The organism is Achromobacter sp. D7-1, assembly GCF_059760445.1.
In genome coordinates, this window is sequence record NZ_JCBAMT010000100.1 from 1 (window position 1) to 22668 (window position 22668).

Here is a 22668-nt window from a genome sequence, read left to right on the forward strand (position 1 = left end):
GTGGGGGTTTGACGGGGGGGGTGGGGGAGACGGGCGGCCTTTCTCGAAGGGAGGGGGGGGGGCCGCGAAGGGGGGTTGGTGGGGGGGAGGGGGGGGGCGCCCTCTTGGGGCGTGTTGGCGCCCGCCCCCGCCGCTACACGCGGCGCATTCCCGCCCCATCATGCCGAAACTGCTACTGCGTGTCTGTGATTTCCTGCTGCTGTCCGCCGCCGCGGCGCTCTTTGGCGCTTGCCTGACGTCGGTGCTGAAGACCGACGCCTACGGTTTGATGATTCCGGAAGCGCCCTTTCTGTACGGGCCGTTCGAGTTCTACGTCGATTCCGCCTTGGCGGGCTTGGCCAGCGTGCTGGCGCTGGCGCTGGCCGAGCGCATGGCGCGGGTGCGCGCCTCGGCCGCATGGCGGGGCGCGGCGACGCTGGCCGCCGCGCTGGTCGCGCTATATCTGGCGCCGCCGGCGCCGCAGGTGTTCGGCAATACCTGGGCGCCGGGCGAGGCCACCATGGAATTGTTCGTGGCGCAGCTGCACATGGTGCTGCCCATCGCGTTCGCGGTGCTGGCGTTGCGCCTGGGACTGCGGCGCGCGTTCGCGCGGTCTGCGGCCTAGCCCTGCTCCAGACGGTAGAACTGCTGGCTGGCGATCAGCGTCGCGCCGCAGGAGGTCTTCATGCCTTCCAACGCGGTGCGCCGGTCGGAACTGACGGCGGCCGCGCCCTCGACGATGGTGTGGCTGCCACCGCACTTGGGGCAGGTGACGCGGTCGCCCAGCCGGGCCATGGGCTGGCCGAAGATCATGACTGTTTCGTCGCCCGTGACGACCACGCCGCCATGCGAGGTGCGATCGCCCTTGCGTATTACCGATAGCTGCGCCATGGCTGCCTGTTGCCCTGTTGGTTTGGTTATGTGTGCTTACAGATAGGTGCCGTCCGGAGCCTGCCGCGGCGTGCCGATGACGAACGTGCCGTCGGGCGCCATGCGGACCGGACCGTCGCCGCCCAGGTAGCGGCCGTCGGGCGCGCGCTGCGGTTTGCCGGCGACGTAAGTGCCGTCCGGCGCGCGGGTGATGGGGCCGCCGTCGCCGACGTAGCTGCCGTCCGGGCAGCGGCGCGGCTTGCCGTTGATGAAGCGGCCGTCGGGCATCATGTGGAATGACTTGTTCATCGCGCATCCTTGTCCTGAGGAACCCGCATGATATCCACGGTCCGTGATGCGTTTTGTAATAGGACGTGTCATCTTCAAACGCAACGCCGTTACAGATATGGGAGGATCGGTCCTCTTCGCGTAGCCCGCCCCAGGGGCCGGCGGCCGCGATCCTGCCATCCGACAAGACCAATATGAGCGATATCGACACACTGCTGCAGCCCATTGCGGGCGATGCGCCTTGCGGCGCCGACCTGGTGTTTTCCGCCGAGTTCGACGCCATACGCGAAGCCCGCCGCCACGATGATCCGAACCTGGACCAGGGCGATTGGGTCATAGCCATCAAAGAGGCCGATTGGCCGGAAGTCATCCGCATCTGCACCACGGTGCTGCGCGAACAGAGCAAGGACGTGCGCGTGGCCGCCTGGCTGGCCGAAGCCTGGGCCAAGACGCGCGGCTTTGCCGGCCTGCGCGATGGCTATCTGCTGGTGGACGGCCTGTGCCGCCACTACTGGGACGGCCTGCATCCCGTGCCGGACGAGGGCGACGTGCAGCAGCGCGTGGGCAATCTGGCCTGGCTGCTGGCGCGCTCGCAACAGCTGATCCGCGAACTGCCGCTGACGCAGTCCGAAGGCGGACGCTATGGCGCGGCCTTGTGGGACAGCGCCTCGCAACTGGCCAATGCGGTCAAGCGCGCGCCGCAGAATGCCGCCGAGATCACCCGGGGCAAGCTCACTCTGGATCAGTTCGATGCCGCGCGCCGCGACACGCCGCCGGCCTTTTACTCCGAACTGGAAGGCAATCTGCAAAGCTGCTTCGCGGCGGTGGACACGTTGGAGCAGACCCTGGCGGAGCGCCTGGGCGACGAAGGCCCGGCTTTTTCGCCGGTGCGCGACGCGCTGCGCGACGTGACCGAACTGACCCGCCGCTTCGCCCGCGACGCCGGGCTGCTGGTGCGCGCGGATACCGCGGCGCCGGCCGCTGCCCCCGCCGCGCCCGCAACCGCCCGGATGGAGCCGACCTTGTCCACAGCCGATCCCGTACCCGCCGCGCCCGCGTCCGCGCCTGCGCGCGGCCCGCTGCAAACGCGCGACCAGGCGCTGGCGCAGCTGCGCGAAGTGGCGGAGTTCTTCCGCCGCACCGAGCCTCACAGCCCCGTGGCCTATTTGGCCGACAAGGCCGCCAGCTGGGGCGAGATGTCACTGCACCTGTGGCTGCGCACGGTCCTCAAGAACGGCGACGCGCTGTCCGGACTGGAAGAGCTGCTGGGCGTGCCCAAGCCGCCGGACCACAACGGCTGAGCGTAGTCATTGCTTGCATGAGCCGGCCCCTGCGGGCCGGCCTGGCGCCAGGCTGCTAGCGGCTGGCGCGGAACTCGATGCGGCGGTTCTTGGCGCGGCCTTCCGCGGTGGCGTTGGTGGCGAGCGGCTGGTCAGGTCCGGCTCCCAGCGTCTCGAAGCGCGCGGGCGGCAGCCCCTTGTCCACCAGATAGGTCTTGACCGCATCGGCGCGCGCCTGGCTCAACGCCAGGTTGGTGCTGCGGCTGCCGGAGCTGTCGGTATGGCCGATGATCTGCACCTTGTCGCTGTGCAGCTTGGGCACCACGTCCGCCACCTTGTCCAGCAGTTCGCGGCCGCGCGTGGTGAGCGTGGCGCTGCCGGTCTCGAATTCCACCACGCGGTTGGTCAGGACCTGGTCCAGCAGCCCCTGTTCGTCCTTGCTGGCCGACACGCGCAAGCCGTTGACGATCTTGTAGGTGGGGTTGAGCGAGGTCGCGAAGGCGCTGGCGATCTGCTGGCGCGAGGCTTCGTTCTGCACTTCGCCGCGCAGGCGGATCTGGGTGCCGTCGATTTCCAGCTGGCCGCGGTTGATCTGCTTGAGCGGCTGGCCGATGAGCTTGCCGACATGCTCGGACCAGTTGGGCGGCGCGACCACGCCGCCCACGTCGATCTGGTCGATGACGTTGCCCACGCCGTACACCTGCTGCAGCCGCGCCAGCACATCGGCCTTGGTGGCTTCGTCCGGCACGGCGCCGCTGGCCACGACCTGGCCGGGCTGGGGAATGACGTTGGCGGGCACCACCGTGGCCGCGTCCTGGGCCGCGGCCGTGCAGGCATACAGCGCCGCCATGAGCAAAAATGAGAGGCGCATGGTCAGGCTCCGGTAAAGACTTCGAGAAAGGTGTCCAGCGCCAGGCGCAAGGACAGGCGCGGCTGGTCCAGGTAGCTGGACAGCTTGGCCAGGCCATGGCTGGCCGACACGTGGTTGCGGACCCAGGGCGCGTCCTCCAGCACGATGTGCTGTTCGGCATAGGCCTGCGGCGTGGACAGCAGGCTGGCCAGAGTCTGCGGCGAGGCGCCGCGGAAATCCACGGCCAGCCGGTGCTTGCCGGCGATGCGGCCGATGAAGATGGTGATCTCGAAGTCGGCGCGCGACAGGAAGGGCGAGATCAGCGTCATCCAGTAGGCGGCCACCAGATTGATATAGAGCGGATCGTCCGGCAGCGGCAGCGACAAGCCCTTGTCCAGCTGCGAGGAGCCGCTGGACATCACCGGCCCCAGCAGGATGCCCAGCGCCAGGATGATGTCATGCACGCGCGCGGCGTGGCCGTTGCCGCGCAGCATCGCTTCCAGCCGTTCCACGGTCTGCAGGTCGACGAAGGCGTCGAAGCCGTCGTCGGCCGCGGTGCGGATCTCGCCTTCCAATTCGTTGAGGGCCTGCAGCGCCGAGGCGGGATCGCCGTCCTGCATCAGCAGTGCGGCGGTGCCGCTCATGCGGTTCCACATGCGGCTGAAGGCGATGGGGCTGCGGGCGATAAAGGCCAGCGGCTTCTGGACTTCCACCGAGGTGGCGGACAGGAAGGGATAGCGGCGGCCCGACAGGTCCTGGCTGGGTTGCAGGTGGCCCGCGATGGCCAGCTTGCCGCGCGATCCCAGGATGGCGAACGGCATGGGCTCGGCCTCGTCGTACAGCGCCTTCCAGTGCGGTTCCTGCGCCAGCATCTCCATGGTGTTGGCGACCCAGGCGTCCAGCGTGGCCATCAGCTGCGGATGCGAGGTGTTCTTCACGAAATCGCCGCGGCTGGGAATCTTGCCGAAGTAGGCCGTGCGGAACAAGGGGGACTGCGGGTTGCTCATTGCGGCGCTCCGGGTTGCGTCTGGGCGGAGGATTCGGGAGAGGCGCCGACCACGGACGAGGGCAGGCGCAGGTTGCGCAGGCCCTGGCTGCCGCCGGGCTCGCTGCCGCCGGCGCCGGGCGCCTGGGCGTTGCTGATGATGCGCAGCTTCACCGGCACCGTCACGTTGGATTTACCCCAGCTCATGTTGAAGCTGCCGTCGGCGTTGGCGGTGCGCTGGGCGGTGGCGATCAGGCGCTCCAGGCCGAAGCGGCCGGGCTCGTTGACGATCTCGACCACGCTGCCATCGAAGGTGGTGGCGGTGATGCGCGCGCCGGGGGCGCCCTGGGCGTTGGGCCACACGAAATTGACCCATTGCGGCGGCGTATTGCGGTAGCGCAGCTGCTGTCCGTCGATCTCGATGGTGTACTCGGTCACGCCGGCGGCGGGCTTGGGCTGGATCTGGAACAGCGTCTGCGGCTGGCTGGCTGCGCCGCTGCCGGCCGCGCCGCCGGAGAGCGGGGCCACCCACTGTGCGAAGTTGGCGGTGAAGGTGGGCTGCAGGCTCACGCCCATGTCGCCCCAGGTGCGCGCCGTGAGGATGTCGCCGCGGCGCACGGTCAGCGGGCCCAGCGTGTCGTTGACGTACTTGGCGATGCTGCCCTGCGGACCGAACACCTGGCCGATTTCATCGCTGCTGGCCTCGACGCTGGCGCGGCTGGCGAAGGGATACTTCTCGGCCAGCGTCTGGTTGAACGGGCGATAGATCTGGGCGTTCCAGACCTTGTTCAGCTCGGATTCCGCCGGCTGCATGGTCACGGCATAGGCCTGGATCAGCGGGCGCACCAGCAGCGGACGCAGCGTCTCGCGCTGCGTCGCCGACATGCCGGCCAGCATCTGCTCGTCCACCAGCTTCAGCGCGTCGGCCAGCTCCGAGTCCTTGCCTTCCAGCGTCTGGCGCATCAGCGTCAGCGCGCCGGGGCCGGGGTCGCCCTGGTTGTTCAGCAGGTTGAAGCGGGTGCGGATCTTCGACAGCGCGCCCATGTAGTTGCCCAGCAGCGACTGGTTGTCGCGCGTGACCACCAGGCGCGCCACGTCGGAGAATTCGCGTCCCACCGGACCCATCGGAATCGCCTCGCCATTGGCGGCGGTGGCGGGCGCGGCAGACGGCGGCGTCTGGCGCAGGATGACGCGCTTGAACCAGCCCACGACGCCGCTCTGCGCCTGCTGCAGCCCGGCGTTGATCAGCGAGGGGTTGTCCCAGGAGGTCTGTTCATAGGTGGTGTTGATGAGTTTGGCGATGGGCGAGGTCTGAGGATCGCCCAGGCGGTTCATCGCGCCCACTGATTGCTCGAAGCTGGTGAAGGGCTTGATCGTCACGCCGCGCAGGAATTTCTGCCACTCCTCGGCGTACTCGGTCTTGTACATCGTCGCCAGGCTTTTCTGGATCTGCTCGGGGCTGCCTTCCAGCGTCAGGTCGTCGCGGGCGTTCACGCCCAGCACCCAGTCGCTGGTCTGCACTTCCTTCTTGGCGGCTTCGCCGATGGCGGGCTGGATGTACTGCTCCCAGGCTTCGCGGGTGAACGTGCCGGGGATGGCATAGCTGCCGGCGACCACGCCCGCGTCGTTCTCGCCGACGATGCGCGCCACCGTCATGGTCTGGAAGCGGGTGGCGGCGCGCGCCTTGAGGGTGGCATAGGCGCGTTCGCGCGCCGGCATGCCCTGCATCACGGCGCGCAGGCTGCCGCGGGTCTTCTCGACCAGCGCCAGATTGGTGTCGATCTGCGGCCAGCCTTCGTCCTGCGCCCGGCCGACATAGAACGAAATCAGGCGCTCGGCGCTGCGGATCAGCTGGTCGCGCGGCATGGCGCCGCGGTTGGTCTCCAGCCAGCCGCGCCAGAAGCGCGTGATCTGGTCGGACAGGTGCGTGGGGTCCACATGCTGATGATTCGCCATCATCAGGTAGGTCTTGAGCGCGTTGTAGGCGTCGTCGGCGTTGGTGGGCGAGGCGTCCTGGAACAGGGTGTCGCCGCCCGCCGCGTGGGCGGCGCGGGCCTGCTGCGGCGCAGGCTGGGGCGCGCCGCCGCTGGCCGCGGTGGCGGACGTGTCGACCTTGGCCAGGAAGTCCTCCAGGCTGGTCTTCACCGGCGCCAGCATGAACTGGCGCGCGCCGTTGTAGTACTCGGCCAGCAGGCGCTCCTTCAGCACGTCGCCCTGATACAGGCCCAGCCCCAGCGACCACGGCCGGCTGGAGGAATAGCGGTCCAGCTGCTCGATGCGATCCTGCAGGATCTCCATCGCTTCCAGCCGGCTTTGCAGGTCGGTGCGCTCGCTTTGCAGGCGCACCACCTTGTCGAGATCGGCCTGCACGTTCTGCGCCAGTTGCCGGTTGCCCAGGTAGGACCAGCTCCAACCGCCCAGCACCAGCCCCAGCGCCAGCACCAGGCCGAAGAAGGCCAGGTAGCGCATGCGCGTCTTGGCCGGACTGGCGTGCTGGCGCACCAGCTTCTTGTCGGCGAAGATCACGCTGGAGAACAGATCGCGCAGGAAGAAGCCGTTGTTGGAGGTCACGCTGCGCGTCTGCGCGCGCGTGGCGGGACGCAGCTCGAAGCGTTCGGCCAGCCGCTCGGTGGAAGTGCTTTGCGTGACGCCTTCCTGCAGCGCGCTGGTGAAGTAGAAACCCCGGAACACCGGCTTGTATTGGAACGGATTGGTCTCGAACAGCGTCGACAGGAAGGTCCGCAGCGCCGGCTTGATGCCGGCGAATTCCAGCGGAAACGTCAGCAGGCCCGGCGGCAGGTCGCGGCTGTTGCGCAGCGAGATCTGCGCCGTGCCCATTTCCTTCAGGCCCTCGTACAGCTCGTCGAAACGGCTGTCGAACAGCGCCAGCACGTCGCGGTTTTCCTCGGCGCCATAGGGCAGGGTCGCGCCCCACACGCGGTCACGCTCGCTTTGGTCGCTGTCTGAGAAGAACTCGCTGAAGCCCGAGATCAGGTCGGCCTTGGTGAAGATGATGTAGACCGGCGCGAACACTTCCAGGCGGTCGGTCAGTTCCTGCACGCGCTGGCGCAGGTTCTTGGCCAGGTTGATCGCGAACTCGGGTCCCGCGCCCGTCAGCTCGTCGATGCTGGCGGCGACGATGATGCCGTTGATGGGGGCCTTGGGACGGTGCCGCTTGAGCAGGTCGAGGAAGCCCATCCATTCGTTGCGGTCTTCTTCGTGCACCGAGTAGCGGCCGGCGGTGTCCAGCAGGATGCCTTCGGTGGTGAAGAACCAGTCGCAGTTGCGCGTGCCGCCCACGCCGCGCACCGCCGCGCCGTTCTTGTCGGCGAAGGGAAACTGCAGGCCGGAATTGATTACGGCGCTGCTCTTGCCCGCGGCTGGGTTGCCGATGACGATGTACCAGGGCAGCTCATACAGGGCTTCGTTGCCCGAGGTCTGGCCGATCTTCGAGGTCTTGATGGTGCGCACCGCCTGCGTCAGCCGCGTGCGCAGCGCTTCCACGTCGTTGCGGTTGGCAGCCGCGCCGGTCTGCACCTGCTGCTCCAGCATGTCGCCCAGGTTCTTGTTGGCCTTGCGGGTGCGCCGCCGGCGCCACAGATAGGCGCACAGCCACAGCAGCACGCATACGCCCAGGGCGATGCCGGCCCAGGCCAGGCCGATCTCTACCGTGTCGGCGAACAGGAACAGGAATACCACCAGGGCCAGCAGTCCCAGCGCCATGAAGGTGCGCGGATTGGCCAGCGCGCGCGAAGACCAATGGCGGCCTTCGCTGATGGCGCGGGAGGTGCCGGATAGAAGATCGGAGGGGCTGCGCATGGTTTGAGCTATGTTCTTGTGGGTCAGGCGGGGAGGGGTTCGGAGGGCGACACCAGCACCAGCGTCCGCAGCGCCGGGTCCTGGGTCATGAGGGCGAGCACGGGCGCGCCGGCCTGGGCGCAGGCGACGCCCGCGATGGCCACGGTCAGCAGATGCGCGGCCGCGCCGGTGTGGCCGCAGCCGGAGCCGACTGCCAGGCAGTCCTGGTTCGGATCCAGCGCGGGAAACAGCGCGGAGGCCAGGCCAGCGGTCTCCAGCGGGCGGCTGCCGCGGTGGTCGGCATCGCTGATCAGCGATACCACGCCGTCGGCGGGCTGACCATGCTCCGCCAGGAACCGCGTGGCCAATTCGGTCAGGCCGGGTTCATGCAGCGCGCCGCGCGCGTCGGCGGCGACCGCGCGCTGTGCCTGCGCCGACAGGATCAGGGATAGCGCGAAGTCGCCAGGCGCGGGCTCGCCGCCGGGCGCCTGGGCGGCCAAGTCCAGCAACAGGCCGGCCGCGGCTTCGCCGGGGACTTGGCCCTGTGGATTGGTGTTGGACATGAGCCGGCCGGCGGCGTCCCAGCGCTCAACGCGCGTGGCATCGATGTAGGAGTCGGCGACAGCGACCAGGCGCAGCGCGGCGCTGCGCGCGGTCAGCGGTTCCTGCGCCAGCTGGCGCAGCAGGCCGTCGCAGGCGAGTGCGTCTGGCGCGGCGTGCAGGCGCTGGACGATGCGGCTGGCCGGCCAGGCCGCGGCCGCGCGCGCCTGGTCCGCGGCATGGTCGCGCACGGCGTCGGGCCATTCGGCCGGCAGCAGCAATTCCAGCTGCAGCAGCGGCCAGGCTTCGTCGCGTTGCGGCTCGCCCTGATTCAGCACGATGCCGCGCGCCTCCTGCGACAGCGTCTCCACTACCTCCGCCAGCAGGGCGGTTGCGCGCAGGCGCTCTTCTTCGAGCGCGGCGGCCGGGGCGCCGGCTTCGCGCGCTGCCGCGCGCAGCGCATCGGTATCGAGTTGCGGCGCGCGCGCGCTGAAGACCGGAAAGCCCTGCGTGTTCTTGAAAGAGGGATCCAGGTCCGGACGCTGCTGCACAGCCAGCGCCGCGTGGATCGCGGCGGGCTCGCTGCCCGTCGCAGCACTGGCCGCGCTGGCCAGCACGCGCAGGCGCGCGGCCTCGGGTACGGGCTCGGCAGCCTGCGCGGCGCCGTCCTGCGCGGGTTGCGCCGGCGCGGCTCGCGCCTCGCGGCGCGCACGCATGATGCGTGCGCCGCCCCAGGCCGCGCCAATCAGCGCCAGCGGCAGCGCGAACAGATAGAGGCCGATGTCCACGCCCGTGGGCAGCGTGCGCGATTCCTGCCACCAGATGATGACGGCGAGCCAGACCACGCCGAAGACTAGGGCCAGCAGCAGCCCGGTTTTGAGTATGCGGGTCATCGATGCGATCTGACGTTTGCGGAGTTGATCATTGCGCGGCCTCGCCGTTGCGCCGCATGACGCCGGGTCGGCGCAGTTCGGTGTGGCCGAAGTCCATCATCTTCCAGCGGCCGCCCCAGGTCAGGCCGACGCGTTCGGCGGTTTCGCCAAACAGTTCGTAGCCGCGCATCGCCCAGGGGTCCTTTTCGGATACGACCACCTTGCCGTCGCGCAGGAAGGCGCTGTCCGCGGCCAAGCCGAACTGGTGGTAGCTCTGATAAGCGCCGGCATTGGTCACGTGCGAGCCCATCTTCGCGAGTTCCGCCTGGCGGTCCGGGCTGCGATAGCCTTCGATCAGCACCATCTCGTAGCCGTGCTCTTCGCGCATCACGCGGTATGCGGCCAGCAGGCGCTGGCGGTAATCGGCGTCCAGCAGGTTCCAGTCGCGGCTGGCGCCGCCCAGGTTGGGACGCACCAATTCCACTTCGCGCGTAGTGAAGACTTCAGGCGGCAGAGGGGGCGGCGGGACCAGTCTTTCGCCGGTCAACAACGCCTGTATGCGAGGGTCCGGACCAGCGGTCCGATCGTCGTAAACAAATGTGTGATTGTGTCGCATGACGAAAGCGAAAAGTGACGGAAGCAGCACGACCAGCAGGCCCGCGGCGATGTGCCAGCGGTAGGCCGAAAACGCGCCGCCAGCCTTTCCGACGCCCGTGCGCAGCGCCTGCGCCGAGCCGCCCACGGCCCCGCCGGCGTGACCCGCGCCGCGCGTCACACCCTGGCGTATCCCCTGCGCGAGCGCGCGCGCTCCCCGTGCTGCGGCCTCCCGCAGAGAGGGGAAGACGAACAACGCGGAGACGCCGATGGCGAGTAGAAAGTAGAGAGGCAGCAGGAGCAGCAAGGAGGTCCCTCAGTTACGAAGGCGTAATCTTTTGTTCTATTTGAGATTCAGGCAAGCGCTTGGACGTTGCAAAACGCGTCCGTGACTTAGAACTCGTAACAAGAAACGGTGATGCGGAAGAAGTCATCAGGTATTCTCGAACCCCTTGGTTACAGGGGTGCAGACCATCCCTGCAGACACGGGACTTCGCATGGCAGAAGACGAAAAAAGATCGCGATCACCGACCTCTGTTCCCAGCTTGCTCGCAGGACGCTCACCGTCACCGGATGAACGCGCGGCCTCGCGCATCCTCGCCGCGCTCGAGGGCCGCGCGCCGGATGCGGAGGTCAAGCACCTGGCGCCCAAGCGCCGTTCCCGCTTGCCGCAGGCCTTGCTGCTGTTGTTGCTGACAGGCGCCGCGGGCGCGGTGTTGTACAGCGTGTTCGATACGCCGCCGCTGCCTGTGCTCGCTGAATCCACCCCGCCGGCCGCGCAATCGGTGCCGCCCGCCGCCGTTGCGCCCACGCCGACTGCCCGAGTGGCCGCCGCCGATCCCGGCATGCAGCCTTCATCCGCGGCCGTCATCGAAGACCATCCCCTGGCGCAGTTGGGACGTCCCACTGCCGATGAGGAGCGCATGCCCGAGAATCCCCTGTCGGCGCTGGCTGTCACCGCCGCGCCGCCGCCTCGCGCCGCGGTGCAGGCGCAGGCCGCCGCACCCAAGGCGGCTGGGCCAACGGTGCAACGCGCGGAGCATGCCGCCAATGGCGGCGCGCGCACGAACACGCCGCAAACTTCGCCCAAGGCGCCGTCCCAGGCCGCGCCGCAGCGCGCCAAGACGCCGCGCAACGATTCCGACGCCGCGCTGCTGGCGGCACTGATGTCCTACGGCCTGCCGCCCGCATCGCCGCCCGGCACCAAGGTCTACAAGAACGACGGCGTCTTCGTCCGCGAACTGCCGGGCTCGCCCCTGGCGGCGCGCCTGGAGCAATGCCGCAAGCTGGGTTTCCTGGAAAGCGAGCAATGCCGCTTGCGCGTGTGTTCGGGCTATTGGGGCACTGCGCCCGAATGTCCCAATCCGCAAGCCCAGGTCGAACCCTGAGTCTTCAGAGAAGGTTTTTTCCTGCAATGGATCCGACTGCAACGCCCGGCCTGTTCAGTTCCGACGCCCGCCTCTACAGCCTGGAAGGCGAGGGCGCGCTCGCCTCGCTGCAGGTCGAGGGCTGGATCGCGCGCGAGGCCCTGTCGGGCATCGCCCAGACGCGCGTAGTCGCGCTGGCCGACAACGCCGGCCTGGACTTGCGCGACATGATCGGACGCCCCGTGACCTTGTGGACCACGCGCGCCGACGGCAGCCGGACGGGCCGTAGCGGCCTGATCCGCGAAGCCGAACTGCTGTCGGGCGACGCGGGCCTGGCGCGTTACCGCCTGACGGTCGCGCCCTGGCTGTGGCTGGCCACGCAGCAGCGCAACAGCCGCATGTTCGAGGCGCGCCCGATACTGGACATCATCGGCCACGTGCTGGGCGCGTACGAAGGCTATGTGCATCGCGTGGCGCCGGACGCGTCCGAAGCGCTCGCAGGGTTGGCGCCGCGCCCCTACACCACGCAGTACCGCGAAACCGATTACGCCTTCATCAGCCGCCTGCTGGCCGAAGCGGGACTGGGCTGGACGGTGGTCGAGGATCCCGAAGTCCCCGCGCGGCATGTGGCGCTGATCTTCGCCGACAGCCGTGGCTTGGCCGAGGACGCCGAGTCCGCGGGCGGCGGCGTGCGCTTTCATCGCGCCGCCGCGACCGAATCGCGCGACACCGTGCAGGCCCTGGCGCGCCAGTGGCGGCGCGGCCCGGACCGCGTCACTGTCCTGGGCTGGCACGGCGGCGGCAAGCGCGCGGTGGCGGCCGAGGCCTTGGCGCGTCCCGCCGATGGCGGCGAGGACGCCGGCCTGGAATGGTACGAGGTAGCCGGCCACGGCAGCTTTGCCGATGAGGCCGAAGCGCGGCGCCAGGCGACTTTGGCGATGGACGCCGTGCAGGCCGCTGCAGAGACCTTTGTCGGCCTGGGCGGCGTGCGTACCTTCCGTTCCGGCACGCGCTTCACCTTGCAGAACATGTCTCCGCTGGGCCCCGCCGCTGAAGAGGGCTTCGAACCCGCCTTCGCGCTGGACCGGGTCGAGCACGTCGGCATCAACAACCTGCCGCCCGAGACCCGCGCCTCGCTGGCACAGCGTCTGGGCGGGTTGGACGCGCATCTGGCGCTGGATGCCGAGGCGCCCGACGCGCCAGGCGCAGCGCGCGCGGGCGCCGATCCGGCGCGGCCCGACGCTGACGTGCTGGCGAAAGCACGCGAGGTCGGCTACGCCAACCGCTTCCAGGCGGTGCGTTGCGACCGTCCCTGGCGGCCGGCCCTGCCGCAGGCGCGCGGCGCGCGCCTGAGCGGCGCGCCTTCGGTCCATGGTGTGCACACGGCCATCGTCACGGACGCGGACGGCGCGGCGCAACCGCGGGAGCAGGACGAGATCCTGCGCAACAAGCGCGGCGACGTGCGCATCCGTTTCCATTGGCAGGCCGACGGCGCGGAGGGGCTGGCCAAGAGCCGCTGGGCCCGCGTGGCGCAGCGCCAATCGGGCGCAGGCATGGGCATGAGCTTCGTGCCCCGCATCGGCCAGGAGGTGCTGGTGCGCTTCCTGGACGATGACGTGGACCAGCCCATCGTCGTGGGTGCGCTGTACAACGGCCGCGGCGAGGGCGGCACGCCCGCCACGCCGGGCGGCCGCGACGGCGGCCAGGCCGACACCCAGGTCTACGCCGCCGCGCGCGATACCGCGCCCAGCGCCCAGGCGAACCTGGCGGGAGGCAACGCGCCCGCCTGGCATGGCGCGGCCGGCGGCGACGAAAACCACCGCAACGCCGCCGCGCTCAGCGGCTTCAAGAGCAAGGAGTTCGGCGGCTCGGGCTACAACCAGATCGTGTTCGACGACAGCGACGGACAACTGCGTTTGCAGATCAAGAGCAGCCAGGAAGCCAGTGAATTGAACCTGGGCCACCTGATCCATCAGGCTGGCAACTACCGCGGCGGCCTGCGCGGCCTGGGCGCCGAGTTGCGTACGGACGCTTACGGCGCCGTGCGCGGCGGCGCGGGCGTGCTGCTCAGCACCTACGCCGGGACCGGCGCCACCGCCGGCCCCGCAGGCGAAGCCGCGGGCTTGCAGGCGCTGGCCAGCCAGGCCGACCAGATGGCGCGTTCGCTGGACGGCGTGGTCGGCGCGCACCAGGGCCTGCGGCTGGCGAGTGCGCTCGGCTCCAGGGGGCCCGAAGCCAGTGTGCTGGATGATGGCAAGGCGCCGCTCGCGGCCATGCATCGTGCCGTGTCCGGCACCGTTGCGGGCGACAGCCTGGATGGCGCGCGCGGCGACGCCTCGGCCAAGCACACGCAGGCGGCCGACGGCAAGGTGCCGCACCTCACCGATCCGGTCGTGCTGATGGCCGCGCGCGCCGGCCTGGCGCAGGTCGCCGGCGAACACATGCAATACGCCGCCGGCGAGACCGTGCACTGGTCTGCCGGCAAGGACCAGAACCTGGCCGTGATGGGCGCGCTGCGCGTGCATACCGGGCAGGGCCTGGGCATCGTCGCCGGCCTGCAGCAGGGCGGCGCGGATTCCGGCCTGGACCTGATCTCCGCCACCGGCGACGTCCACGTTCAGGCCCAGCACGACATCCTGCGCGTGCAGGCGCAGAAGGACATCACCATCGGCAGCGCGCAGACCTCTGTCGAATACGCCGCGCCCAAGCGCATCCGCATCGCCACCGCGGCCGGCGCCAGCATCGTGCTGGAAGGCGGCAACATCACGGTGACCGCGCCGGGGCGGATCGATGTGAAGACGGGGAACAAGCAGTTTGCGGGCCCGGACCAGATGTCCTATGCCCTGCCCGTGTTCGTGCAGAGCGCGCCCGCACCGATGAAGCTGGCGCTGCGCCTGCAGGACATGCCGGGGGCGCACGGCATCGCGCCGGAAGGCGAGACTTGGCGCATCGTGAAGGTGCCTGCGGAACTGAACGTGGTTCAGCAGGGTGGGCGCATCAATCCCCAGGTGTTCGATTCCTCGGTGTGGTCCGAGGTCTTGGGCGAAGGGAAGACGCCCGCCAGCGGCGAACTCGACCTGTCGGAAGCGCAGCAGTACGCGGTCCACAGCGAAGTGATGGCGAATCCCGGCCGTGTGTGGCTGATCAGCGGCCTGACCGCGCAAGCCATGACACCGGCGCGCTGGACGACGACCTCGGAACAGGCGACGTCGGAGCGGATCCTCGATGCCCTGAATTTTGCGCGCAAGGGTTCGGAACTGGACACGGCGCACGCCGACTGGCTGTCCGAGCATGCCTTGGCCGACGGGTCGGCGCAGGGCATGGAGACGCTCAAACCCAAGACGAAGGCATAAGGCAGCCGCCCGCCGGCTTGCGTTCAAGAAAAAGGCCATGGATAAACTCGACATAGACCAGTACACCGCGCAGATCGTCCCGGACACGATGACGACGGTATCGGGCCAGTACTTCGACCTGAACCAGCCCTTCGCCATGCCGCGGTATGGCAACCGCTGCGAGTCCTACATCACCGGCCGGGACTACATGGCGGCCGTGGCGGCCGCGATCCGCGGGGCGCAAAGCTTCATCATGATCGCTGACTGGCAGATGGACTACGACGTGGAACTGGAGCGGCGCGGCGAGGAGGGCCATCCGGGGCGTTTGTCTTCGTTGCTGGCGGCCGCGATCGAGCGCGGGGTGCACGTTCGTATCCTGCTTTACGATTCGATCAGTATGGCTCTAGATACGCACGATGACACGACACAGGACATGTTGCATGGCTTGCCCAAGGGCAAGGGTTCTATCCGTGTCATGCTGCAATATGCCAATACGGGGCGGGTTCCTGCAACAAACACTTTTTTTTCCCATCATCAAAAGTTCGTGCTGGTGGACGGAAAAAAAGCATTTCTAGGCGGAATCGATCTGGCCTACGGCCGCTGGGAAACGCCGTCCTTCGATGTCGTCATCGACCCGAAGATACACGTGCTGAACGACGCGTACAACGCGCAGCTTGTGGCAGCCAGGAAGCCGACCCAGTCAGAACTGGACCTCACCCGGGCCTCAGGGGGACTGCCGGGATTTGAGCCTCCGTTGGGCGGAACTCTGCTCGATCCCTTGCGGCAGCCGCGGGAGCCATGGGAAGACGTGGCCATGAAAGTCGAGGGACCAGCGGCCTTCGACGTTTTTCTGAACTTCGTGTTGCGTTGGAACAGCTTCGCGCGCGCGGGTACCAATGTGTTCGATCCAAGCATGGATGCGAGTTGGTTCGACCGGGCGAAAGGGTCTCAGCATTTGCTTGATCCGCAGACGCGCGGCAGCGGCAATGCCACGGTGCAGATATGCCGTTCGGCCTCGTCGCAACAGTTGCAGGATGAACTGAAACTCTGGGGCGACAATTACAAGTACGTCAACGACGACTGGAAGACTCCCAACCCGAAGCGCCGCAAGATAGTTCAGGCCGCCCGGGCGAAGTGGGCGGCCAACCATCAGACCAGCATCCGGGATGCGATGGTCAACAGCATCCGGTCGGCGCAGGCCTACATCTACATCGAGAATCAGTTCTTCATTTCCGATTGCGGGGTGGATCAGCTCGGCAAGAAAACTTCGCCGGGGACGAATCCCATCATTCCGGAACTGGCCAATGCGATAGGGGCAGCCATCTATGCGGACCGGCCCTTCCATGTGTGGCTGGTACTGCCCGAGCATCCGGAAGGCCTGTTGGAAGAGCCGGCGACCCTCTCCCAGACGTGGTGGGCGCTACAGGGCGTCAAGCGCGCGCGCAACAGCCTGGTGCATCGAATCAACGCCACGCTGTACGCCAAGCACAGCAAGACCAGGAAGGTGGCTCAGCCAGCCCAGACGAACGCGGACATAGCTGTTGCGCTTGCCAATTGGGGCATGGCGGACGAATGGCGCAAGTACCTGACGGTGTTGAATCTGCGGAATTACGGTTCGACACGTCTGGGTGTTGTTACGGAGATGGTCTACGTACACAGCAAGCTGACCATCGTCGACGATGCGGTCGCCATCATCGGCAGCGCGAATATCAACGATCGCAGCCTGAACGGGAACGGCGATACCGAACTGGCCGCCGTGGTAGTGGACGACGACGGGGCTGCGATGACCGACGTTGGCGCTGGCGTGAGAGTCGTGACGCGGAAATTCGCCCGAGACCTGCGCATGAAGCTCTGGCGCAAGCACTTTGGCATGATGGTCGAGAGCGGCTCGACGGGCGTCCAGAAAGCCGGCGGGGTACCGCAAGGAATCAGCCTGGAGAGACCTTTGGATCCCTCCTGCATCCAGGCTTTGCAGAGGCTCGCACACGATAACCGTGAGGCATACAGCGCTGTTTTCCGGCATACGCCTCGCAACAGTTTCCGCAAGCTCCTGGATGGACGGAAAGCATTCCCTCCGATCTATACACAGGTCAAGAAGTACGAGGTGAATGGCGTTCCAATCGGCAATGTCGGGCCGGACGGCAAGCTGCGTGATGGCTATATTCTGGTCGACGGTCCGCCCTCTGGGAAATACGATTTCACCAAGTTGCCTGATTTGCAGCCGACGTACATGGCGAATTCAGAGCATAAGATCGAACAGGCAATTGCCTATTTGCGTTCCAAAGTTAAAGGGTTTTTCGTTGAAATGCCCTTGGCGTGGGGAGCTGGCGAAGGCGATACGCCGAAGCCGCCGGGACGCGTCCTGGATAGCGTCATTGCGGAGCAGACGAATAAGCCTAAGGAAGATATTCTTGAAAACAAGAGAGAAGAACAGGCCGCATGATGAGGTTCTTGTTCGCAGTGCGGCAATGGGTGCCGCCAGTTGACGCCCTAGGAGACAAGTCGTGCGTGAGTTCTTGATCTGGGCTGCCGATATGGCGTTTCAGACCGCGTACGCCCTGGTGTACGTGCTCCCGCTAGTCTGCGTCGTGGGGATTGCGGTTCATGTCTGGCCGCGTCGCTTCGGCGTGTTGGGATCGTCGGCCTCGCGTACGGGCCTCGCGATAGTCATGGCGGCCGTATGGCTGTTGGCAATCGTGGGAACTTTTCTGCTCTTCTATGTTTCGCGGAGCTACTCCCGGGAGCATGGTTTCGTCCTGATCGCTTTTCTTGCCTATATGGCGCCGTCGCTGGTCTTGTCTCTGATCGGATTGATCGTCCGATACAAGACTCGCGCGAGAGGCGAAGAGGATGATTGACGTTCCGCTTACGTTGCTAAAGGCGGGAGAGACCTTCGCCACGGAAACGATATCGTTGCTGCCCGTGGTATGGGTCATCGGCTTGCTATTGTGTATCGAGTCCGACTTGCCATTGTTGCGTTCGACGACCTGGCGTCTTTTGCGGAATGTGATCGTGGCGCTGATGGCGCTGTTTCTGGTGTACGTAGTTGTCTACGCAATATACGGTTCGGCAGTGGCTGTTTATTTCGACGATCACGGGTTTACGAACCTTACTCTACGCACCTTGTCCACGATGTGGGTGTCGATCGTCCTGGCATTGGCAGGAGTTGTGCTGTGGATTCATCGTCGATCCAGGCAGAACTCATGACGCCGTGCTCCAGTCCCCGCTGCCGCTCGGATTGCCCTATCATCTGGGGCCATCGCTGATCCTGTCGCTGATCGGCCCGACACTGCGCCACAGATTGCGCTGAGAGCATCGGTTCTAGCCCAGGGAGAAGAATTTGCGCGCGGTCCTTGCTGCGATTGCCGAGTCTGGCATGTTGATGGCCCAGTCGACGGCCTACCTGGTGCCGGCGGCGGGCGTCCTGGCGCTGATCATCTGCCGGTGGCCCCAGCATTTTGGCCGGCTGGGGACGCGGTCCTTCAGACGCGGGATATCGGCTGGAATGCTGGCCGTCTGGGTTTTTGCGCTGGCCCTGTTGGGTATGTTCTATTGGCTGGCGACCAACCATGACAGCGGCTACGAGTTCCCGCTGCTTGGGCTGATGCCGTACATGAGCCCGTCTCTACTTACCGCCTTGATCGTCCTGCTGGTCCATCGGAGAATGGCGAAGCGGGAGCGCGGCCATGAATGAGGTATATCCCGCCAATGTCCTGCAGTCCGGCGAGTTGCTGGCCTGGGGGATTTTCCAGATAGTTCCGCTCTGGTGGGGCGCTGGAATCCTGCTGTGCGTGGAGTCCAACCTTCCGGGGCTGTCGCCCAGAGCGTGGCGCGCCGTGCGCGATGCCACGATTGCGCTGATGGCGGTGTTTCTGCTGGCTTGCATTGCGTATGCCATCTTCGGCTATGGCGTCGCCGCCCAGTTCGATAAGCCGGAGTATTTCGACAAGGCGCTGGAAGCCTTGCGCTTGCTGTCCCTGTCGATGGGAATGGCGGTGTTCGGGCTGGCGTTGCGCGCGCGTATCGGGCGCCGCGCCCTTCGCCACAGCGGCTAAAATCCCGCCATGCTTCCGCCCCAAGTCCTCGTTGCCCTTTTCGTCCTGCTGCTGGCCGTCGTCATTCCGCTGTTCGCCGTGACCATCCAGCTGAGCCGTTACATCCATTGGTCCTTCTGGGCCGACAAAGCCACGCGCGGCGAGCGGCCGCATTTCACGGGACCGGTGCTGGCGCTGGTCTTCAGTACCCTGGCTGCCAGCGACTTCGTGGGCTACGAACCCTTTCTGACGATCTCGGCGATGAACCCGGTGCCGATCGAGGCCAGGGCTTACTTCACCGTTGCGATGCTGGCGCTGGCCGTCTGGTGCTGGGCTTATGGGCGGTCGATCCGGGACCGCGTGCTGCGCATGATCGGGGTCCGCGCTTCTTAGCCGCCGGCCAGGTTCGACGCATGATCTCGATCTACGATCTTCTTGCGTTTGGGGCCCTGGCATTGGCCATCTGCGTGCCGTTCGCCGCGACGGCGATACAACTTATCCGCCTGCTCTGGTTCGTCACGGGCGAGAAGGAGACGAGCGGCACGCGTCCGCGCTTTACGGGACTGGTGCTGGCGATGTTTTTCAGTTCGCTTGCGGCTACCGAGCTCCTGTCGGTGGAGCCTTTCCTGACCTTGTCCCACCTCAATCCCGTGCCGCAGCAGCACCGGGTGGAATTCATGATCGCGATGCTGGCGCTGGCCCTTGCGGGCTGGATATGGGGCGGTGCGATCTGGAACCGCCCGCGCCGCCAGTCTGGCGGCTGAGGTAGCTGCCGCAAACAGGCCGCTTACTTCGCCGCCTGCACTTCGATCTTCACCGTATTCGAGCGCACGCCGTTCGATTCGATATACACCTCGTAGACCGCCGGGTCCTTCGGCAGCTGCACCTGCGCCGCCAGGTCGGTGCTGAACTGCGTGCCGACGCTGATGCCCGGGCTGATGGGGATGCCCTTGGGCGGACGCGAGCTGGGGATTTCGTCCACCTCCATGCCGGGCCGCTTGCGCGGCTTGTATTCGTAGGCCACGCCTTCGTAGACCGCCTTGGTCTGCGTATTGACGGCGACGAAACGCGGCAGCTTCTGGTTCTGCGATACGGGAATGATGCCTTGCGCGCAGACCGGGATGACCAGCGCGCCGGAGGCCTGCGGCCGCACGCGCGCGGGCGCGGCGATGTTGAGCTGGTCGTCGCTGCCATGGTTGGGCGGGATGCAGGCGTGGTCGTTCACCGTGCCGATGGGGGCGGTGGCGAACGAGGGCGGATCGATCCAGTCGGTGTTCATCGTGGTCTTCTGGGTATGAGGGGTGGGGCGCGCGGCCGTGGCGGCGACCGGCGCGGCCATGGCCATCGCGGCCGCGAGCAGCAGGGCCAGTGCCGGCGCCAGGCGGCGCCGCGCGTCAGAACGAGGGCCAGCCATTGGACATGTCCGTCTTGCGTACGGCCTGGGCGCAGCTGGCGCAGAAGCGGATGCTGACGCAGTCGCCGCCGAACATGACGCAGGAGCCGGTGTGGCTGGGATCGGCCTGGCTGGCGGGCAGGCCGAAGTGGCAGTGGTTGCCGAACTGGGAATAGAAATACGGACCCTTGTCGAGTTTGGACGAGTCCATTTCGGCTTCGTCCGGGTGGGCCCGAGCCCACTCGGGCCCGCTGGGTGTCATGCCGATCAGGTGGCCGATCTCGTGTACCAGCGTCTGCTGCAGATAATCCAGCGTGTTGGGTTCCCAGGGGCTCATCGCCGCCACGCCAAGGAGGTTGGTGCCGGGGAATGCCACGCCGCCCGCGGAGCTTTCCATCAAGCGGACCTTCAGGATGATCTTGCCCGAGGTCGGCACGGGAACCAGGCCCGCCATGCGGATGTTGAGGGCGTGGCAGGCCTTGGGATTCGCCGGGTCGTAAGGCACCGGGGTCAGGCGGTCCTTGGGTATGGCGACCTGCCTGAGGCCGGCCGCGGGGTCGGTGTACTCGAACAGGCATTCGACGTACCAGTCCACGCCGGGCTCGATGTGATACCACAGGAAGCTGAGGTTGCCGTCGGCGCCGACGAACTGCACCTGCTTGTCGCCCGCGCCGGGACCGGCCGAGGCTTGCACGTAAATGGGCTGGACGGGCAGCATCGAGGCCAGCCGGTCGATGTGGCAGACGACCAGCGTATAGGGCTCGTGGTCCGGGCCCTGCGACCCTGGGTAGACGGAGGCGGCCAGCCGGCGCAGGCGTTCATAGCCGTCGTCCGTGAACACGTCCATGTTGGCGTCGCCGCGCGTGCTGACGGGCGGCAATTGCACGACGTCCACGCCGTGCCGCGCGTATTCCGTCGCGGTCGGCTGGAAGCCGTGGCGGCGCGCCAGCGTCTCGGGGCCGGGCAGCATGATCTCCTGGATATACAGGCGGCGGGCGGTTTCGACCTGTTCCGTGGAGATGATCTGGTTCTTGTCGTTCACCACCTCGAACGTATAAGTGTTCAGGCCGGCGGCGGGCAGGGTGATGTTGTCGACCACCTTGGTGCCGTCGGCGTCGGTCACGTAGCTGTAGGAGCGCTGGTTGGGTTCGCGATACAGCGGCTGGCGGCTTTGCTCGCGCGCGGAGTACACCGCATTGCCCGGACGCGGGCTGACCTTGACGCTGAAGCGATGCTGGCCGCCCTTGTTGAAGCGCACGCGGATCCTGGGCTTGTTGGTCTGGCGGTCCAGGCTGTCGAGCGCCTGGCCGTCGTTCCAGACCTCGTCCTCTTCCCGCAGGTTGACGTACTGGAGCTTGGCGCCGCTCCTGGCCCGGTAGGCGGACGGCGTGGGCGCGCCGGCATCCGGCGTCCCGGCCGGGGCGGCGCCGCCTGCATCCTGGCCGCCGGGCGCGCCCGCAGGCTTGGCGACGGGGCCGGGCAAGCTGACGCCGGCCATTTCCATGACCCGCTTGGCCATCGCCGGATAGGGCGAGTTGGCCACCGCGGGGATGTTCATGATCGCCTCCGCCACCTTGGGCAGCGTGACGTTGGAGATCGTGGGCGATTGCAGGATGGCGCCGACCACGGACGGAATCGCGGAGTCGGTCAGGCCCGGCGTGCTGAGGATCGCGCCCGCCACCGCCGGCAGATTGCCCTGGTTGACGTCGGGCATGGTCAGCAGCGAGTTCACGGCCGTGCTCAGCGCGGCGGGACGGCCGCCCATGGCGCCCATGGCCTGGGTCATGACCGGGCCGATGGCGGATCCCACGCCGCCGCTGCCGGCCGCAGTCAGACTGGAGGCGGCGCCCAGCGCGGAGGCGGCGGTGGCGTTGCCCATTGCCGTGGCGGCGCCGGAAGCGCCCGACAGCACGCCCGAGGCGGATGGACCGGCGCCCGCGGCCGGCGTGGCGAGGCTGGACGCCTGCGAGGCCAGGTCCGACGCCTGCGACGCCATGCCTCCGGCCTTGGACACGGCGCCTGCCGCGTCGGTCAGCGCCTGGGGCATGGATACGGCGCCGGCCAGCGCGTCGCCTGCGCCCTGCGTCATGGTGGATAGGCCGCCATCCATCAGCGATGGCGTTGCCATGCTGGCCAGGGATTGCGTGGCGCTGCCTGCCGCCGAAGCCGCGGCGCCGTTTGCGAACGAGGGCGCCACATTTTGCATGGCGGTCTTGGCCATGCCGCCGGCCTTGGTCATGGCGCCGGACATCAGGTCCGAGCCGGCATCGCTCGCGGCCTTGAGGGTCTTGCCGGCCATCGCGCCCAATTCCTGTACGGGCTTGAGCGCTTCGCCGGCCAGGGTCTTGGCCTGGTTCAGCATGCCCGACGCGCCCTCGGCTGCGGCCGACAGGCCCTTGGATGCGGCAGTCGCGCCGCTCGCAAGCGCGGCGCCCGCGCTGCCAAGCACGGAGCCTTGCGTATCTGCCGCCGCAGCCGCCGTGGGG

Annotated in this window: 20 protein-coding genes; 11 read left to right on the forward strand and 9 right to left on the reverse strand. The window is 67.4% G+C overall.

Translation table 11 applies throughout. From position 1 onward, the window contains the following. Nucleotides 1-160: 160 nt before the first annotated feature. Nucleotides 161-604 carry a hypothetical protein gene (locus AC6LKD_RS28710; protein ID WP_498118151.1) on the forward strand — a complete coding sequence of 148 codons (444 nt, stop codon included), beginning with the start codon at nt 161-163 and terminating at the stop codon, nt 602-604. Here AC6LKD_RS28710 and AC6LKD_RS28715 read toward each other — a convergent pair. Both AC6LKD_RS28715 and AC6LKD_RS28720 read right to left on the reverse strand, forming a co-directional pair. Next, nucleotides 601-870: a PAAR domain-containing protein gene (locus AC6LKD_RS28715; protein WP_013396314.1), complete on the reverse strand. Its 270-nt coding sequence runs from the start codon at nt 868-870 to the stop codon at nt 601-603. The genes AC6LKD_RS28710 and AC6LKD_RS28715 overlap by 4 nt on opposite strands. A gap of 36 nt (nt 871-906) precedes the next feature. Further along, a complete protein-coding gene (locus AC6LKD_RS28720; RefSeq protein ID WP_013396313.1) occupies nt 907-1158 on the reverse strand; it encodes a hypothetical protein in 252 nt (83 codons plus the stop codon). 173 nt (nt 1159-1331) lie between these two features. Between AC6LKD_RS28720 and tssA the strand changes: the two genes are divergently transcribed. Continuing rightward, the gene (gene tssA, locus AC6LKD_RS28725) at nt 1332-2438 is read left to right on the forward strand and encodes a type VI secretion system protein TssA (RefSeq protein WP_013396312.1); all 1107 of its coding nucleotides are present in this window, start codon (nt 1332-1334) and stop codon (nt 2436-2438) included. Nucleotides 2439-2493: 55 nt separating this feature from the next. Here the strand turns inward: tssA and AC6LKD_RS28730 are convergent, their stop codons facing one another. The 5 genes from AC6LKD_RS28730 to AC6LKD_RS28750 form a co-directional block, all read right to left on the reverse strand. Next, the gene (locus AC6LKD_RS28730; RefSeq protein WP_492274227.1) at nt 2494-3288 is read right to left on the reverse strand and encodes an OmpA family protein; all 795 of its coding nucleotides are present in this window, start codon (nt 3286-3288) and stop codon (nt 2494-2496) included. Between the two features lie 2 nt (nt 3289-3290). Continuing rightward, a complete protein-coding gene (tagF, locus tag AC6LKD_RS28735) occupies nt 3291-4274 on the reverse strand; it encodes a type VI secretion system-associated protein TagF (protein WP_498118152.1) in 984 nt (327 codons plus the stop codon). Further along, nucleotides 4271-7975 (reverse strand): type VI secretion system membrane subunit TssM, encoded by a 3705-nt coding sequence (gene tssM / locus AC6LKD_RS28740; RefSeq protein ID WP_498118162.1) that lies wholly within the window; start codon nt 7973-7975, stop codon nt 4271-4273. Before tssM ends, tagF begins: the two co-directional genes overlap by 4 nt. A 119-nt stretch (nt 7976-8094) precedes the next feature. Then, nucleotides 8095-9483 carry a hypothetical protein gene (locus AC6LKD_RS28745; protein WP_498118153.1) on the reverse strand — a complete coding sequence of 463 codons (1389 nt, stop codon included), beginning with the start codon at nt 9481-9483 and terminating at the stop codon, nt 8095-8097. Between the two features lie 28 nt (nt 9484-9511). Further along, nucleotides 9512-10363 (reverse strand): M15 family metallopeptidase, encoded by an 852-nt coding sequence (locus AC6LKD_RS28750; RefSeq protein ID WP_498118154.1) that lies wholly within the window; start codon nt 10361-10363, stop codon nt 9512-9514. Nucleotides 10364-10601: 238 nt separating this feature from the next. Between AC6LKD_RS28750 and AC6LKD_RS28755 the strand changes: the two genes are divergently transcribed. From AC6LKD_RS28755 to AC6LKD_RS28795, 9 genes are all read left to right on the forward strand, one after another. Beyond that, nucleotides 10602-11444: a hypothetical protein gene (locus AC6LKD_RS28755; RefSeq protein WP_498118155.1), complete on the forward strand. Its 843-nt coding sequence runs from the start codon at nt 10602-10604 to the stop codon at nt 11442-11444. Nucleotides 11445-11470: 26 nt separating this feature from the next. Continuing rightward, nucleotides 11471-14776, forward strand: a complete 3306-nt coding sequence (locus tag AC6LKD_RS28760) for a type VI secretion system Vgr family protein (protein WP_498118156.1) — start codon at nt 11471-11473, stop codon at nt 14774-14776. 37 nt (nt 14777-14813) lie between these two features. Continuing rightward, entirely contained in the window at nt 14814-17198 is a 2385-nt protein-coding gene (locus AC6LKD_RS28765; RefSeq protein ID WP_498118157.1) for a phospholipase D-like domain-containing protein, read from the forward strand. A gap of 61 nt (nt 17199-17259) precedes the next feature. Next, complete coding sequence (locus AC6LKD_RS28770; protein ID WP_013396303.1) at nt 17260-17613, forward strand: hypothetical protein; 354 nt, start codon at nt 17260-17262, stop codon at nt 17611-17613. Continuing rightward, a complete protein-coding gene (locus tag AC6LKD_RS28775; RefSeq protein WP_207469675.1) occupies nt 17606-17962 on the forward strand; it encodes a hypothetical protein in 357 nt (118 codons plus the stop codon). Before AC6LKD_RS28770 ends, AC6LKD_RS28775 begins: the two co-directional genes overlap by 8 nt. A 169-nt stretch (nt 17963-18131) precedes the next feature. After that, the gene (locus AC6LKD_RS28780; RefSeq protein WP_492274237.1) at nt 18132-18449 is read left to right on the forward strand and encodes a hypothetical protein; all 318 of its coding nucleotides are present in this window, start codon (nt 18132-18134) and stop codon (nt 18447-18449) included. Next, entirely contained in the window at nt 18442-18810 is a 369-nt protein-coding gene (locus tag AC6LKD_RS28785) for a hypothetical protein (protein WP_498118158.1), read from the forward strand. The genes AC6LKD_RS28780 and AC6LKD_RS28785 overlap by 8 nt, the downstream gene beginning before the upstream one ends. 9 nt (nt 18811-18819) lie before the next feature. Further along, complete coding sequence (locus AC6LKD_RS28790) at nt 18820-19182, forward strand: hypothetical protein (protein ID WP_492274239.1); 363 nt, start codon at nt 18820-18822, stop codon at nt 19180-19182. A gap of 20 nt (nt 19183-19202) precedes the next feature. Continuing rightward, nucleotides 19203-19553: a hypothetical protein gene (locus AC6LKD_RS28795; protein ID WP_498118159.1), complete on the forward strand. Its 351-nt coding sequence runs from the start codon at nt 19203-19205 to the stop codon at nt 19551-19553. Between the two features lie 23 nt (nt 19554-19576). Here the strand turns inward: AC6LKD_RS28795 and AC6LKD_RS28800 are convergent, their stop codons facing one another. Both AC6LKD_RS28800 and AC6LKD_RS28805 read right to left on the reverse strand, forming a co-directional pair. Beyond that, complete coding sequence (locus tag AC6LKD_RS28800; RefSeq protein ID WP_498118160.1) at nt 19577-20203, reverse strand: hypothetical protein; 627 nt, start codon at nt 20201-20203, stop codon at nt 19577-19579. Continuing rightward, the coding region (locus AC6LKD_RS28805) for a phage tail family protein (protein WP_498118161.1) at nt 20184-22668 on the reverse strand (2485 nt) is incomplete at its 5' end. The genes AC6LKD_RS28805 and AC6LKD_RS28800, both read right to left, overlap by 20 nt.

Coding starts and splice junctions, on each gene's coding strand:
- AC6LKD_RS28785 (WP_498118158.1), top strand. CDS start 18,442: ATGAATGAGGTATATCCCGCCAATGTCCTGCAGTCCGGCGAGTTGCTG.
- AC6LKD_RS28775 (WP_207469675.1), top strand. CDS start 17,606: ATGATTGACGTTCCGCTTACGTTGCTAAAGGCGGGAGAGACCTTCGCC.
- AC6LKD_RS28760 (WP_498118156.1), top strand. CDS start 11,471: ATGGATCCGACTGCAACGCCCGGCCTGTTCAGTTCCGACGCCCGCCTC.
- AC6LKD_RS28780 (WP_492274237.1), top strand. CDS start 18,132: ATGTTGATGGCCCAGTCGACGGCCTACCTGGTGCCGGCGGCGGGCGTC.
- AC6LKD_RS28715 (WP_013396314.1), bottom strand. CDS start 870: ATGGCGCAGCTATCGGTAATACGCAAGGGCGATCGCACCTCGCATGGC.
- AC6LKD_RS28800 (WP_498118160.1), bottom strand. CDS start 20,203: ATGGCTGGCCCTCGTTCTGACGCGCGGCGCCGCCTGGCGCCGGCACTG.
- AC6LKD_RS28765 (WP_498118157.1), top strand. CDS start 14,814: ATGGATAAACTCGACATAGACCAGTACACCGCGCAGATCGTCCCGGAC.
- tssM (WP_498118162.1), bottom strand. CDS start 7,975: ATGGCGCTGGGACTGCTGGCCCTGGTGGTATTCCTGTTCCTGTTCGCC.
- AC6LKD_RS28790 (WP_492274239.1), top strand. CDS start 18,820: ATGCTTCCGCCCCAAGTCCTCGTTGCCCTTTTCGTCCTGCTGCTGGCC.
- AC6LKD_RS28710 (WP_498118151.1), top strand. CDS start 161: ATGCCGAAACTGCTACTGCGTGTCTGTGATTTCCTGCTGCTGTCCGCC.
- AC6LKD_RS28720 (WP_013396313.1), bottom strand. CDS start 1,158: ATGAACAAGTCATTCCACATGATGCCCGACGGCCGCTTCATCAACGGC.
- AC6LKD_RS28745 (WP_498118153.1), bottom strand. CDS start 9,483: ATGACCCGCATACTCAAAACCGGGCTGCTGCTGGCCCTAGTCTTCGGC.
- tssA (WP_013396312.1), top strand. CDS start 1,332: ATGAGCGATATCGACACACTGCTGCAGCCCATTGCGGGCGATGCGCCT.
- AC6LKD_RS28730 (WP_492274227.1), bottom strand. CDS start 3,288: ATGCGCCTCTCATTTTTGCTCATGGCGGCGCTGTATGCCTGCACGGCC.
- tagF (WP_498118152.1), bottom strand. CDS start 4,274: ATGAGCAACCCGCAGTCCCCCTTGTTCCGCACGGCCTACTTCGGCAAG.
- AC6LKD_RS28795 (WP_498118159.1), top strand. CDS start 19,203: ATGATCTCGATCTACGATCTTCTTGCGTTTGGGGCCCTGGCATTGGCC.